The 14097-nt window shown below is 70.1% G+C and carries 15 protein-coding genes, 1 tRNA gene and 1 riboswitch; of the genes, 6 read left to right on the top strand and 10 right to left on the bottom strand.

The features are described from left to right. Window positions 1-21: 21 nt before the first annotated feature. Window positions 22-1449 (bottom strand): DUF445 domain-containing protein, encoded by a 1428-nt coding sequence (locus ACIQAC_RS24275; RefSeq protein WP_402194089.1) that lies wholly within the window; start codon window positions 1447-1449, stop codon window positions 22-24. A 223-nt stretch (window positions 1450-1672) separates the two neighbouring features. On the opposite strand from ACIQAC_RS24275, the gene ACIQAC_RS24270 reads away from it, so the two are divergent. Next, on the top strand, window positions 1673-3031 hold the full coding sequence (locus ACIQAC_RS24270) for an SGNH/GDSL hydrolase family protein (RefSeq protein WP_402194088.1): 1359 nt from the start codon (window positions 1673-1675) through the stop codon (window positions 3029-3031). A gap of 393 nt (window positions 3032-3424) precedes the next feature. Here ACIQAC_RS24270 and ACIQAC_RS24265 read toward each other — a convergent pair whose 3' ends face one another. The 4 genes from ACIQAC_RS24265 to ACIQAC_RS24250 form a co-directional block, all read right to left on the bottom strand. Continuing rightward, window positions 3425-4180, bottom strand: a complete 756-nt coding sequence (locus tag ACIQAC_RS24265) for a DUF1707 domain-containing protein (protein ID WP_402194087.1) — start codon at window positions 4178-4180, stop codon at window positions 3425-3427. 128 nt (window positions 4181-4308) lie between these two features. Then, complete coding sequence (locus tag ACIQAC_RS24260; RefSeq protein WP_402194086.1) at window positions 4309-5292, bottom strand: ATP-binding cassette domain-containing protein; 984 nt, start codon at window positions 5290-5292, stop codon at window positions 4309-4311. A gap of 11 nt (window positions 5293-5303) precedes the next feature. After that, the gene (locus ACIQAC_RS24255; protein ID WP_402194471.1) at window positions 5304-6152 is read right to left on the bottom strand and encodes an ABC transporter permease; all 849 of its coding nucleotides are present in this window, start codon (window positions 6150-6152) and stop codon (window positions 5304-5306) included. Between the two features lie 19 nt (window positions 6153-6171). Next, the gene (locus ACIQAC_RS24250) at window positions 6172-6978 is read right to left on the bottom strand and encodes an ABC transporter permease (protein WP_402194085.1); all 807 of its coding nucleotides are present in this window, start codon (window positions 6976-6978) and stop codon (window positions 6172-6174) included. Between the two features lie 196 nt (window positions 6979-7174). Between ACIQAC_RS24250 and ACIQAC_RS24245 the strand changes: the two genes are divergently transcribed. After that, a complete protein-coding gene (locus tag ACIQAC_RS24245; RefSeq protein WP_402194083.1) occupies window positions 7175-9562 on the top strand; it encodes a transglycosylase domain-containing protein in 2388 nt (795 codons plus the stop codon). Here the strand turns inward: ACIQAC_RS24245 and ACIQAC_RS24240 are convergent. From ACIQAC_RS24240 to ACIQAC_RS24230, 3 genes are all read right to left on the bottom strand, one after another. Further along, on the bottom strand, window positions 9556-9876 hold the full coding sequence (locus tag ACIQAC_RS24240) for a DMT family transporter (protein ID WP_402194082.1): 321 nt from the start codon (window positions 9874-9876) through the stop codon (window positions 9556-9558). The genes ACIQAC_RS24245 and ACIQAC_RS24240 overlap by 7 nt on opposite strands. A gap of 36 nt (window positions 9877-9912) precedes the next feature. Then, window positions 9913-9981, bottom strand: a riboswitch (guanidine-III (ykkC-III) riboswitch). 60 nt (window positions 9982-10041) lie between these two features. Continuing rightward, window positions 10042-10344: a GroES family chaperonin gene (locus tag ACIQAC_RS24235; protein ID WP_401542197.1), complete on the bottom strand. Its 303-nt coding sequence runs from the start codon at window positions 10342-10344 to the stop codon at window positions 10042-10044. Between the two features lie 97 nt (window positions 10345-10441). Continuing rightward, the gene (locus ACIQAC_RS24230; RefSeq protein WP_402194081.1) at window positions 10442-10771 is read right to left on the bottom strand and encodes a DUF3618 domain-containing protein; all 330 of its coding nucleotides are present in this window, start codon (window positions 10769-10771) and stop codon (window positions 10442-10444) included. Between the two features lie 96 nt (window positions 10772-10867). On the opposite strand from ACIQAC_RS24230, the gene bcp reads away from it, so the two are divergent. The 4 genes from bcp (at window position 10868) to ACIQAC_RS24210 (ending at window position 12911) form a co-directional block, all read left to right on the top strand. Continuing rightward, the gene (gene bcp / locus ACIQAC_RS24225) at window positions 10868-11335 is read left to right on the top strand and encodes a thioredoxin-dependent thiol peroxidase (protein WP_402194080.1); all 468 of its coding nucleotides are present in this window, start codon (window positions 10868-10870) and stop codon (window positions 11333-11335) included. Between the two features lie 136 nt (window positions 11336-11471). Next, complete coding sequence (locus ACIQAC_RS24220) at window positions 11472-12131, top strand: HNH endonuclease signature motif containing protein (protein WP_402194470.1); 660 nt, start codon at window positions 11472-11474, stop codon at window positions 12129-12131. Continuing rightward, entirely contained in the window at window positions 12128-12808 is a 681-nt protein-coding gene (locus ACIQAC_RS24215; RefSeq protein ID WP_402194078.1) for an HNH endonuclease signature motif containing protein, read from the top strand. Before ACIQAC_RS24220 ends, ACIQAC_RS24215 begins: the two co-directional genes overlap by 4 nt. Before the next feature lie 20 nt (window positions 12809-12828). Continuing rightward, window positions 12829-12911: transfer RNA gene (locus ACIQAC_RS24210), tRNA-Leu, on the top strand. 44 nt (window positions 12912-12955) lie between these two features. Here the strand turns inward: ACIQAC_RS24210 and rdgB are convergent. Continuing rightward, complete coding sequence (gene rdgB, locus ACIQAC_RS24205; RefSeq protein WP_402194077.1) at window positions 12956-13558, bottom strand: RdgB/HAM1 family non-canonical purine NTP pyrophosphatase; 603 nt, start codon at window positions 13556-13558, stop codon at window positions 12956-12958. A 34-nt stretch (window positions 13559-13592) separates the two neighbouring features. Beyond that, complete coding sequence (locus ACIQAC_RS24200) at window positions 13593-13991, bottom strand: hypothetical protein (RefSeq protein ID WP_402194076.1); 399 nt, start codon at window positions 13989-13991, stop codon at window positions 13593-13595. Between the last annotated feature and the right edge of the window lie 106 nt (window positions 13992-14097).

Genomic DNA, 14097 nt, shown 5'->3' with positions numbered 1-14097 from the left:
GAATGCCCCGAACCCGCGGGGTCACGCCCCCAGCATGCGCGAGACCGTGTAGATCAGCAGCCCGGCGAGAGAGCCCACCACCGTGCCGTTGATCCGGATGAACTGGAGGTCGCGGCCGATGTTGGCCTCGATCTTCCGGGTCGTGTGCTGCGGGTCCCAGCTCGCCACCGTGTCGGTGATCAGGGAGGTGATCTCCTTGCGGTACGTCGTCACCACGTGCACGGCCGCGTCCTCGACCCAGCTGTCCACCTTCCCCTGGATGTTCGGCTCGGTGGCCATCCGCGCGCCCAGCGACAGCAGCGACGCCCGCACCCGCAGCCGCAGCTCACTGCGCTCGTCGTCGGCCGCGGAGACGATCATCGAGCGTACGGCCGTCCAGGCGGACGCGATCAGGTCCTGGACCTCGCCGCGGCCGAGGACCTCGCCCTTGAGCCGCTCCACCTTGGCCCGGGTCTCGGTGTCGGACTGGAGGTCGGCGGCGAAGTCGGTCAGGAAGGTGTCGAGGGCGCCGCGGGCCGGGTGGGACGGCATGTCCCGCATCTCGGCGCAGAAGCGCACCAGCTCCTTGTAGACCCGCTCGCCCACCTTGCGGTCGACAAAACGCGGGGTCCAGCCGGGCGCACCGCCCTGCACGGCGCCCATCACGGAGTCGCCGTGCAGTTCGAGCCAGTCGTGCGCGCGGGTCACCACCAGGTCGACGACCCGCTTGTGGCCTCCGTCGGCGACGACCTTCTCCAGCATCTTCCCTATGCCGGGCGCGATCTCCTGGGCGTCGGCCCGCCGGGTGATGGCCTCGCCGACCACCGCCTGCACGTCGGAGTCGCGCAGCACGGTCAGGGCGCCGCGCAGTGCCGTCGCCAGCTCCGCCGTCACCCGGTCTGCGTGGGCCGGGTCGGAGAGCCAGACGCCGAGCCGGCTGCCGATGCCGACGGCGCGCAGCCGCTGCCGTACGACGGTTTCGGAGAGGAAGTTCTCGCCGACGAACTCGCCCAGGGAGACGCCCAGCTGGTCCTTCTTCTTGGGGATGATCGCGGTGTGCGGGATGGGGATGCCGAGGGGGTGGCGGAACAGTGCCGTAACGGCGAACCAGTCGGCGAGCGCGCCGACCATGCCCGCCTCGGCGGCGGCGGCCACATAGCCCGCCCAGGCGCCGGCGCCCTCGTGGGAGGCCCATTTGGCGAGGACGTAGACCACGGCCACGAAGAGCAGCATGCCGGTCGCGGTGAGCTTCATCCGCCGCACACCGCGCTGCTTCTCCTCGTCGGCGGCGCTGAACGTGGTCATCGCGCGGGCGGCGGCCGCGGGGACCCCCCGACCGCGCGGGGCGCCGCTGCCGCTGCCGAGGATGCCGCGATTGCCGCGACTGCCGGAGGTACCCGGCGGCGAATCCTCCTCTATGGCGACACTCGCACCTGATTCAGGCACCTTGTCCGGTTCCGTACGATCCATCCGCTCCACCCGTTCGCGATCCCCCACAGCAATATTGTCCCTTCCTGACCGACTCCTGGAACGAAACGAGAGTTCCCGGCGTCTGTCCGGTCGGGGAAGGCCCAGCGACGGACGGCATCGGCCCAAAGGGGGTCCCGTGCGGCTGCCCCCCGTCTGATGACGCATCATTAGGTGATCACATCGGAGCCCGGAGCTCCGCCCGCCCGAGGAGACCCAGCACCGCATGACCAGGCGCAACGACGGGGGCGACGGGGTGTCCCCCGCCAGACAGCGTGCCCTGCTGGCCGCGATCGTCGCCCTGATCACGGCCGTCTCGGCCGCCATCTACGTCGGTGTTGCGGCCGACGAGGGCCGTGCCGAACGGCCCGCCGCCGGCCGCCCCCCGCAGAACTCCGCCGCCCCCGCCTCCACCGGCACCTGGGTCGGAGCCTGGTCCGCGTCCCCGTCCGGCGCCGAGCCCGGCACCGAGACGGACGGCCTCGCCGGCCGCTCGATCCGCAACGTCGTGCACACCAGCGTCGGCGGCACCAGCGCGCGTATCACCCTCTCCAACCTCTACGGGCAGCAGCCGCTGACGATCACGCGGGCCACGATCGCCCTCGCCGCCGGCGACAACACCGCGGGCGCCGCGGCCGGGACCATGCGCCGGCTCACCTTCGCCGGCAGCACAACGGTCGTCGTGCCCGCCGGGCAGCAGATCGTCAGCGACGCCGTGACCCTGCGCGTCCCGCACGACACCGACGTCCTGGTCACCACCTACTCCCCCACCGGCGCCGGCCCGGTCACCCATCACGCCCACGCCCGGCAGATCTCCTACGCCGCCCCCGGCGACCGCGCGGAGGATCCGGCCGGCACGGCCTTCACCGAGCAGGTCGAGGCCTGGCGGTATCTGACCGCGCTGGACGTGCTCAGCAACGAGTCCGACGGCACGGTGGTGGTGCTCGGCGACTCGCTCACCGACGGCATCACCTCCAGCCTCGGGGAGAACCGGCGCTGGACCGACGTTCTGGCCCGGCGGATCCGCGAAGCCGTCGCGTCCGGGCAGGACGTGCCGCGCTACAGCGTCGTCAACGAGGGCATCAGCGGGAACCGGGTCCTCGACGACGGGCTCGGCCGACCCGCCGACAATCCCAGCGGTCTGAACCGCTTCGCGCGGGACGCGCTGGGGCGCACCGGCGTCAAGGTGATCGTCGTCGACCTCGGCGTCAACGACATACTCCGGCATCCCGGTACGGCGGACGCGGAGCGGATCCTCGCCGGTCTGCGGGATCTGGTGGGCCAGGCGCACGCCCGGGGCATCAAGGTCGTGGGGGCGACGCTGATGCCGTTCGGGGGGCACCGGGGGTACACCGACGCCCGTGAGGACGTGCGGCAGCGGATCAATTCCGCGATTCGGGCGGGGCGGGTGTTCGACGCGGTCGCGGACTTCGATGCGGCGGTGCGGGATCCGTACGACCCACGGCGCTTCGCGCCGGACTATGACTCCGGGGACCATCTGCACCCCAGCGACCGGGGCTACGCCCGCATGGCCACGACCTTCGCCCTCAACACACTGAGAGGCTCGGCACCGGCGGAACTCTGAGCACGACCGTTGTGCGGGTGCGGGTCGGTGGGGGTTGGCCGCGCAGTTCCCCGCGCCCCTGAAAACGTCCTTCACCCGCGGCCCGGTGGGGGCTGATCGCGCAGTTCCCCGCGCCCCCAAAAGCCTCCCCACCAACCGGCACAGCCGACCCACCGCGACTACCGCCGCACCCAGCGCCCCGCCCCCACAGGGCCGCACCCACACGACAGCCGTCACCCCCCCCAGGGGCGCGGGGAACTGCGCGACCAGCCCCCACCCGGCCGCACCCACACAACGACCGTCGTCCCCCCCTCCAGGGGCGCGGGGAACTGCGCGAACGCCCCCACCGACCCGCACCCGCACGACGGCCGCAGTCACTCAGGGGCGCGGCCAACCCCCACCGGCCCGCACCCGTCAGTCGTCCGATCTACCGCCGCGGCGCCGATCCCGGTGCCCGTCCAGCATCCGGCGATGGACGTCGTACACCCCGCCCCTGTCCACGTCGTCGCGAGACGACACCGCCAACCGCCGCTCCGCCTTCAACCGCCTCCGCTCCGCCCGCGTCAACTTCCGCTCCACCCCGACCCCGCCCCAGAAGGCGAACCCGGTCACCACCACCCGGGGCCCGCCCGGCTCCCCCGGCACCCCGTCCTCCCGGTGGTCGAAGCCGCCCATAAAACCGAACCCACGGACCACGACCTCGACACCCGGCGGCACCACGACGTTCACGCCGCCCATGATCGCGACGCAGTTGATCACGACCTCGCCGTCCGCGAAGTTCGCCTCGCGCAGATCGATCTCACCGCCACCCCAGAACGCAACGGAGTTGAACCGCTTGGGCACCGTCCAGCGCCCCTTGCGCTGGAATCCGCCCAGCACGGCCACACCCCACGTCGACGAGCCCTCCCCGCCGACGATCCGGCCGGCCCAACTCGCGCCCTCCCCGGGCCCCTTGACCAGCGACACCGAGGGCACGGCCACCCCGGCGCCGGGCAGGTCCCGGGTGATCGGGGCCAGTTCGCCGTAGGTCCGCGCCTGATACGTCTGTTCCAGGCGCTCCTCGAACTCGGTCATGTCGAGGCGGCCCTCGGCCAGAGCGTCCCGCAGGACCTCGGCGACCCGCTCACGATCGGCATCGGACGCGCGCAGCTCCGGGACATCGTCGGTCATACAAGCAGCCTACGATTTCCACGCCCCCGGCACTACGCGGCTGGGCCCCGTCGTCACATTCCCGTCCGCCTCGCAACGCCGTGCACGCCCTCTCGCCGCACCGGGCGAAAACCCACTCAAAACCACAGCTACACGTTCGCCTTCCCCGCATACATCCGCGCGATCACCGCCTCGATGTCCGGCTCCCGTACCGACAGGTCGACCAGTGGGTACTCCGCCGCGACCCGTGCCACCAGCGGCGCCGCCGACTGCGACGCCGGGAACGCCAGCCACTGGCGGGGCCCCTCCACCCGTACGACCCGGGCCGCCGGGATCTCGATCGGGGGCAGCTCGCGCTCCAGGTCGACCACGAGGGTGCGCTCGCTCTCGCCCGCCTCGTGCAGACCGGCGAGCGGACCGTCGTACATCAGGCGGCCGTGGTCGATGACCATCACGCGCGAGCACAGTTGCTCGATGTCCTGGAGGTCGTGGGTGGTGAGCAGCACCGTCGTGCCGAGCTCGCTGTTCAGGTCCCGCAGGAACTCCCGCACCTTGGCCTTGGAGATCACGTCGAGCCCGATCGTCGGCTCGTCGAGATAAAGCACCTCGGGGTCGTGCAGCAGCGCCGCCGCGATGTCCCCGCGCATCCGCTGGCCGAGCGAGAGCTGGCGTACGGGGACGTCCAACAGCGCGCCCAGTTCGAGGAGTTCGACGCAGCGGTCGAGGTTCGCGCGGTAGCGGGCGTCCGGGATGCGGTACATGCGGTGCATCAGCCGGTAGGAGTCGATCAGCGGCAGGTCCCACCACAGGGTGGTGCGCTGCCCGAACACCACACCGATCCGGTGCGCGAGCCGCCCGCGCTCCCGCGACGGATCGATACCGGCGACCCGCAGCCGGCCCGCGCTCGGCGTGAGAATGCCGGTCAGCATCTTGATCGTGGTGGACTTCCCGGCACCGTTCGGGCCGATGTAGCCGACCATCTCGCCGCGCGCCACGGTGAACGAGATCCCGTCGACCGCCCGCACCTGCCGCCGCTCCCGCTTCAGGAAGCCGGTCTTCTTGCGCACGTCGAAGACCTTCTCGACACCGTCGAGTTCGATGAACGCGTCCGCGCGTCCGTCCGAGTCCGCCATCGCCACCTCTCCTAACTCCCCGTACTCCGGTAGGTCCTGAGCCCGGCCCGCCACGCCAGACCCGCCAGCGCACAGCACACCGCCGCCACCAGCGGCGAGGTGAACGCCACCCACCCCGGCAGGTCGAGCGGGTACGGCCGCCCCAGGACGTAGGTCGCGGGCACCCAGTTGACGAAGGCCAGCGGCAGCACAAACGTCACCCCGCGCACCAGCTCCCGCCCGAAGACCGTCGGCGGGTACTGCAACAGCGTCGTCCCGCCGTACGTGAACGCGTTCTGCACCTCCGAGGCGTCCTGCGCCACGAACTGGAACGCCGCGCCGACCACGAACACCGCACAGAAGATCAGCGCACCGCTCACGATCATCACCGGCATCAGCACCAGCTTCACCGGCGTCCAGTCGATGTCCGCCGTCGCCAGCGCGTAGCCGAGGATCAGCGAACCCTGCACGACCCGGCCCAGCCTGCGCAGCCCGAAGCGGTCGGCGGCGACCTGCGCGAGCACCGGCGCCGGACGCACGAGCAGCGCGTCGAGCGTGCCGTCGCGGACCCGGCGCCCCAGCCGCTCCATCGAGCCGATCGCCAGGTCGGCCAGGCCGAAGGAGACACTGGCCAGGCCGTAGAGCAGGGCGATCTCGGGCAGCTCGTAGCCGCCGAGCGCGTCCACCCGGGAGAACATCAGCAGGATCGCCACGAAGTCGAGGGCCGTCGCCGCGAAGTTGCCGAACGTCGTCATCACGAAGGAGGCCCGGTAGGCCATCGTGGAACGGATCCACATCGCGGTGATCATCCGGTAGGCGCGAAGCCCGTCCACCAGCCGGCCGGCGTACGAGTAGGCGGGCCGCCCGGCGCTCTCCCGCACCGCGACCCGGTGAGGTGCCTCACCCACCCTGGACCACCACCCGACGCGTCGCCGCCGACTGCAACAGCCGGCCGGTCAGCAGCAGCACCACCGCCCACATCCCCTGGAAGGCGAACGTCTCCCACAGGTCGGCCCGGCCGAGCAGCACGTCCGCCGGCGCCTGGAGCAGCGACGACCAGGGCAGCAGCCGCACCACCTCGCCGAGCGGCCCCGGAAAGACGTTCAGCGGCAGCATCAGCCCCGAGCAGAAGAACCCCAGCAGCATCGCCATCTGCGTCACCCCGGTCCCGTCCATCAGCCAGAACGCGCTCAACGCCACCAGATACCGGATCCCGAAACTCACCAGCATCCCCAGCAGCACCGCGACCGCGAAGGCCACCCAGGTCAGCACGTCCGACGGCAACGCCACCGGGAACATCAGCGCACCGAACGTGAACGGCAGCACCCCCCGCCCCAGCAACTGGAACGCGGCCCGCCCCAAATCCCCGGCCAGCCACCACAGTTGAAGATCAACCGGACGGTAGAGGTCGATCGCCACGTCCCCCGTACGGATGCGTTCCATCAGCTCGTCCTCGAAGCCGCCGCCCCCGATCGCCAGCGTCGACAGCAACGCCTGCCCGACCCACACGAAGGTCACGGCCTGCGCCTGGTCGTACCCTCCGAGCTGCGGACGCTCGTCCCACAGAGCGAGATACGTGTACACCAGAACGACCCCGAACACGGTGTTGGTGAACACCCCGGCGGCAGTGGCCGCCCGATACGTCGCGTACCGTCGTAAACCCCCCGCAGCGACGGCCACGTACAACCGTCCCGCGCCCACACCCACCACCCTCCCGCTCGCACCGACACCAAAGCGCCGGAGCCTACTGGCCCGGTGGTGACGCATGCCACCGCATTTCCCGGCCGGAGCGTGCCGCTCACCGGGAACGGAACGACCGGTGCGAGAGTCTTCAACAGGGGCGCAAGAGGCGTACTGAGGGCGTACGGGAACGTACGACGCGAAACAGGAGTCCGTGCACAACATGAGCGACGAGCCGCAGCCGCACCAGCCGACCGAGGGCTGGGCACCGCCACCGGCGCCGGAGGGCAAGAAGAAACGCCCGAAGCGGACGGGCTGGCGACGGCTGATCCCGACCTGGCGCATGGTGCTCGGCACCTGCGTGATCGGCATCCTGATCCTGGGCGGCCTGTTCTTCCTCGGCTACTCCCTGGTCAAGATCCCGCCCGCCAACGCGCTCGCCACCAAGCAGAGCAACGTCTACCTCTACGCGGACGGCACCCAGCTCGCCCGCGACGGCGAGGTCAACCGCGAGAACGTCACCCTCTCCAAGATCTCCAAGGACGCCCAGCACGCCGTCCTGGCCGCCGAGGACCGCGACTTCTACTCCGAGTCCGCGATCGACCCCAAGGCCATGCTGCGCGCCGGCTGGAACACCGCCACCGGCAAGGGCAAGCAGTCCGGCTCCACGATCACCCAGCAGTACGTGAAGAACTACTACCTCGCACAGGAGCAGACCGTCACCCGCAAGGTGAAGGAGTTCTTCATCTCCATCAAGCTCGACCGCGAGCAGAGCAAGGACCACATCCTCGAGGGCTACCTCAACACCAGCTTCTTCGGCCGCAACGCCTACGGCATCCAGGCCGCCGCCCAGGCCTACTACGGCGTCGACGCCACCGGACTCGACCCCGCCAAGGGCGCCTACCTCGCCTCCCTGCTCAACGCACCCAGCGAGTACGACGTCGTCGCCCACCCCGAGAACCGCAAGGCCGCCGAGGCCCGCTGGAACTACGTACTCGACGGCATGGTCAAGGAAGGCTGGCTCAGCAAGGCCGACCGGACCGGACTGAAGTTCCCCATGCCCCGCGAGGCCACCGTCTCCACCGGCATGTCGGGACAGCGCGGATACGTCGTCGAGGCCGTCAAGCAGTACCTCACCGAACACAAGGTCATCGCCGCCGAGGACCTGGAGGCCGGCGGCTACCGCATCACCACCACCCTCCAGAAGCCCAAGCAGGACGCCTTCGTCAAGGCCGTCGACGACCAGCTGATGTCCCAGCTCGACAAGAAGGACCGCAAGGTCGACAACTACGTCCGCGCGGGCGGCGCCTCCGTCGACCCCAGGACCGGCAAGGTCGTCGCCATGTACGGCGGCATCGACTACGTCAAGCAGTACACGAACGGCGCCACCCGCCGGGACTTCCAGGTCGGCTCCACCTTCAAGCCGTTCGTCTTCACCGCCGCCGTCGACCACCACTCCACCACCCAGAACGACACCACGATCACCCCCAACACGCTCTACGACGGCACCAGCTCCCGCCCCGTCCAGGGCTGGACCGGCAGCTACGCCCCCGAGAACGAGGACCACGTCGACTACGGCGACATCAGCGTCCGCGAGGCCACCGACAAGTCCGTGAACTCGGTGTACGCGCAGATGGCCGTGGACGTCGGCCCCGAGAAGGTCGTCCAGACCGCCGTCGACCTCGGCCTGCCCGCCAACACCCCCTCCCTCGTCCCCTACCCCTCCGTCGCACTCGGCGTCGCCACCGCCAGCGTCCTCGACATGGCCGAGGCCTACGCCACCCTCGCCAACCACGGCGAACACGGCACCTACACCCTCGTCGAGAAGATCACCAAGGACGGCTCCGAGGACATCCGGCTGCCCGGACGCAAGACCACCCAGGCCGTCAGCCGCGAAGCCGCCGACACCACGACCTCCATGCTCCAGAGCGTCGTCGACAACGGCACCGCCACCGCCGCCCAGGCCGCCGGCCGCCCCGCCGCCGGCAAGACCGGCACCGCCGAGAACGACAAGGCCGCCTGGTTCGCCGGCTACACACCGGACCTCGCCACCGTCGTCGCCGTCATGGGCCAGAACCCGGAGACCGCCAAGCAGGAACCGCTCTACAACGCCCTCGGCCTGGCCCGTGTCAACGGCGGCGGACCGCCCGCCGAGATCTGGGCCCAGTACACCAAGGACGCGCTCAAGGGCACCGACGCGACCGACTTCGACCTCCAGGTTCAGGACGGCGCCGAGGAGTGGGAGTACCCCACCGCGCCGCCCACCGACGAACAGCCCGACCCCGACGACCCGACCGACGCCGCCAGCCCGCCCACCGACGAGCCGGGCAACGGCGACGAGACGACCGGACAGCCCTCCGACGGCACGGCCAACGGCGGTGCGGCGACCGGGGGCACCACGGGAGACGGCACCGACGGCGGCGGTACGGCCGACGGCGGCACCACGGGTGACACGACCGGCGCCACCACCGGCGACCCGGCCGGCGGCACCTCGGGAGACGGCACCAACGGCGGCGGTACGGCCGACGGCGGCACCACCGACGGCGGAGCGACCGGCGGACTGACCACCGGCACCGGCGGCCTGCCCGCCTCCACCCGCAGAGGTCAGTGACCCGAGGTCGCCTTCAGACCCACCACGGCCACCAGCAGCAACGAGATGAAGAAGATCCGGGCGGCGGTCACCGGCTCACCCAGCACCACCATGCCGAGCACCGCCGCACCGGCCGCACCAATGCCCACCCATACGCCATAGGCGGTACCGATGGGCAGCGTCCGGGCGGCATACGACAGCAGAACCATGCTGGCCACGATTCCGGCACCGGTCAGAAGACTCGGCACCAGACGGGTGAAACCGTCCGTGTACTTCATACCGATCGACCAGCCGACCTCAAGCAGACCGGCGACGAGCAACAGAACCCAAGCCATGACAAGCACCTCCGGGACGACAGAACGCTGGACGGGGATGCGTCGTCTTTGCGTTCGACCCGGTACGGCGCGTCTCGTCGGGGTGCCCCTCAAAAGTAGCAAAGAGCAGCCAAAAGGGGCTGGTGACGATGGTCACCAGCCCCTCAGCACGACTGCCCGGCTACTTCACAGATACAGCCCGGTGGAATCCTCAGAGCCCTCGAACCGGTCCGCCGCCACCGCATGCAGATCCCGCTCCCGCATCAGCACGTAGGCGACACCCCGCACCTCGACCTCCGCGCGGTCCTCCGGGTCGTACAGCACCCGGTCACCCGGCTCCACCGTCCGCACGTTCTGCCCCACGGCCACGACATCGGCCCACGCGAGACGCCGGCCCACGGCCGCGGTCGCCGGAATCAGGATGCCGCCACCGGAACGCCGCTCGCCCTCACCCACGTCCTGCCGCACGAGGACACGGTCGTGCAGCATGCGGATGGGCAGCTTGTCCGGATGGGTGCTGTTGTCGTTCGTGTTGGCGCTCACGGCTCGAACCTACCTGCCTTCAGCACATCCGTACGCGGCCGGGTCAGCGCCCGCGACGCCGGGCGCCGAGCGTCAGCAGACCCACCACGCCCACGGCCACCAGCGCCACCGGCACGATCCGCTCCAGACGGGGTGCGCCCTCCTCGTTCACGAACTGCGCCCGCACGTCACTCACGGCCCGGTTCACCCGGACGTAGGCCTTGCCGAGTGTGTGATCGACGTTGGCCGCCACCTTCGCCTTCGCATCCCCGACGATCGTCTTCGGGTGCACCCGCACCCCGATCTCGTCCAGCGTCTGGGCCAGCACGTCGCGGCGGTTCTTGATGTCCGCCTCGATCTGCGCCGGGGTTCTGGTGTCCGACGTGTCCGCCACCGTACGGCCTCCGCAATCTGCTGATGCTGTGTTCCGGACAGTCTGTCAGCTCCACGCCGCGCCGCACTGTCAGGACCCCCCGTTACGCTCGTCCCCATGAGTGAGCGACTCCAGCCCGGGGACGTGGCCCCCGCCTTCACCCTGCCCGACGCCGACGGCAACGACGTGTCCCTGGCGGACCACAAGGGCCGCAAGGTCATCGTGTACTTCTACCCGGCCGCCCTGACGCCCGGCTGCACCAAGCAGGCCTGCGACTTCACCGACAACCTGGAGCTGCTCGCCGGCGCCGGGTACGACGTCGTGGGCATCTCCCCCGACGCCCCGGAGAAGCTGGCGAAGTTCCGCGACAAGGAGAACCTGCGGATCACGCTGGCCGGCGACCCGGAGAAGACGGTCATCGAGGCCTACGGCGCGTACGGCGAGAAGAAGAACTACGGCAAGACGTACCTGGGCGTCATCCGCTCCACGGTCATCGTGGACGAGGACGGCAAGGTGGAACGGGCCCTGTACAACGTCCGCGCGACAGGCCACGTAGCCAAGATCATCAAGGACCTGGGCATCTGACCCCCGTCTCCCCCGAACGGCCCGTACCCCCGACCTGCGGTACGGGCCGTTCCGCATTCCACGCGTGACTGTCCGATAACCGGTTCGTTACTCCGTACGAGACCACGAACACGTGGCCGAGATCGGAGGGGGCTCAATGGGGGCCAGTGCATACACACGCGAGCGGTTGGAAGAGGCGGCCCGCGGGGCGCGAACGTTGTCGGAGGCGTTGGAGCGGTTGGGGGTGGATCCGAAGAGCTGGAAGCGGCGCTATGTCGTCGACCGAATGCGCAGACTGGGGGTCGACGTCTCGCATTTCGAGCGCGAAGGGACCAAGTGGACGAGAGCGATCCTTGAGCCTGTGGTCGCCCGGTCGACGAGTGTCTACGACGTTCTGCGGAAGCTCGGACTCGACCCGGTCGGCGGTCACCACACCAACATCTCCCGGCGGATCAAGGCCTACGGGATCGACACCTCGCACTTCGCGGCGAGCCGAACCGAGCGCCAGAAGAACAACCGGCGCCGCCGGACAGCCATGGAGATCCTCGTTGAGGACACATCGGAGCATGCCCGTCGTATTCCAAGCAGCCGACTCAAGAGGGCGATGCGCGAACTCGGCGCAGTGGAGCGTTGCGCCTTGTGTGGAACCGAACCGACCTGGCAGGGGAAACCGCTGCCGCTGGAAGTCGATCACATCGACGCCGACTGGCGGAACAATCGCATCAAGAACCTGCGGCTGCTCTGCCCCAACTGCCACTCGACGACCGACAGTTACCGTGGCCGCGGCAAGGGACGCGTCAGCGGCGGCACCCCATGAACAGTGGCGCGCGGTACACCCGCGAACGTCTGACCGAAGCTGCTGCCAGGTGCTCCGACATCGACGAGGTCATCGCCTTCTTCGAGACCCGGCCCTACGGTCAGCTGCGTCGTCATCTCTTTCGGCGCTTCGACCACTTCGGCATCGACATCTCCCACATGCCCCGCCGGAAGCGAGGGAACGCTCCAGAGCCCAGACCGGCCGCCGACGCGTTGCGCGACGCGGTCGAAGGCGCGGCCTCGATCGCGGACGCTCTCCGCAGACTGGGGATGGAGCCGTACAGCAAGTCACTGCGCGCCCGCCTCCGAAGCTGGGTGGCCGAGGGCGGTCTCGACACCTCACACTTCCTGGGCCAGGCGCATCAACGCGGTGGGCCGGGCACGGTGCCGCTCAGACGGGCCGGGGACATCCTCGTCCAGCACGACGGCACCCGTCGGACAAAAACGCACCTCCTACGCAGAGCGCTCCTGGAAGTGGGCATGCCGGAAGAGTGCGCTGAATGCGGGTGCGGTCCCCAATGGCTCGGCAGGCCGATGACCCTGGAGATCGATCACATCAACGGGGACTGGAGGGACGACCGGCGGGAGAACCTGCGCATGCTGTGCCCCAACTGTCACGCGACCACCAGCACGTGGTGTCGAGGCGGTCGCCGTTCCCGCGAGGTCGGCGCGGGCTGACCGGTACCATGGCGTGGCATGCGGCCGTGATGGAATGGCAGACATCCGGCGCTTAGAACGCCGTGGGCGAAAGCCCGTGTGGGTTCGAATCCCACCGGCCGCACGAGTGCAGAGGGGCCGTCGAACGGGCGGCCCCTCCGACATACCTCAGCCCAGCAGCTCCCGTACGACCGGTACCAAGGCTCTGAACGCCTTGCCGCGGTGGCTGATCGCGTTTTTTTCCTCGGGGGTGAGTTCCGCGCAGGTGCGGGTTTCGCCCTCCGGCTGGAGGATCGGGTCGTAGCCGAAGCCGCCCGTGCCTGTCGGGGTGTGGCGGAGGGTGCCTCGCAACTGGCCCTCGACCACCCGTTCCGTGCCGTCGGGCAGCGCGAGGGCCGCCGCGCAGGCGAAGTGGGCGGCGCGGTGCTCGTCCGCGATGTCGGACAGCTGGGCGAGGAGCAGGTCCAGGTTGGCCTTGTCGTCGCCGTGGCGGCCGGCCCAGCGGGCCGAGAAGATGCCGGGGGCGCCGTTCAGGACGTCGACGCAGAGGCCGGAGTCGTCGGCGACGGCGGGCAGCCCGGTGGCCCGGGCCAGGGCGTGTGCCTTGAGGAGGGCGTTCTCGGCGAAGGTGACGCCGGTTTCCTTGACGTCGGGGATGTCCGGGTAGGCGTCCGCGCCGACGAGTTCGTGGGGCAGGCCTGCGTCGGCGAGGATCGCGTGCAGCTCGGTGATCTTCCCGGCGTTGCGGGTGGCGAGGATCAGGCGGGTCATGCCCTCCAGTATCCCGGCCACCCGCGGGGGCCGGTTACGGCGTGCAGACCTTGGTCAGTTCGCCGGCGGCGTCGGTGACCGGGCTGATGTCCGGGGTCTCGTCGCCGTTCTGCACGGCCGTGCGGACGTTCTGCACGGCCTTCTGGAGGTCGTCGACCGCCTTGTTGACGTCGGTGTTGTCGGTCTTGTCACCGATCTCGTCGAGGTTCTGGTCGATGGACTGGAGGGATTCGTCGATCTGTGTCGGGTCGTTCGCCGCGGCGTCGACGGCCTGCTGGAGGTCGGTGACGCTGTCGGCGATCGCGTCGGCGGTCTGGACGCAGTCCAGTGCCTTGTTGACGGCGTCGCAGCCGGTGGTCAGCCCGGCGGTGAGCACAACGGCCACCACGGTGGCGGCGACGGCGGCGGTACGACGTCGGCGGCTCGCGGCCATGGAACGGTCCCTCCCTGGTTGCGGGCCCGGTGTACGGCCCGCTGCCGCCCCCCTGTCGCCCTGTTGTCCGGCCGGGCGCACAGTGATGAGCCGTGCGCCCGTACCT

Source organism: Streptomyces sp. NPDC088387 (assembly GCF_044753385.1).
GTDB lineage: Bacteria > Actinomycetota > Actinomycetes > Streptomycetales > Streptomycetaceae > Streptomyces.
Note: the sequence above shows the minus strand (reverse complement) of the source record. Positions and strands in the feature narration are given on the sequence as shown.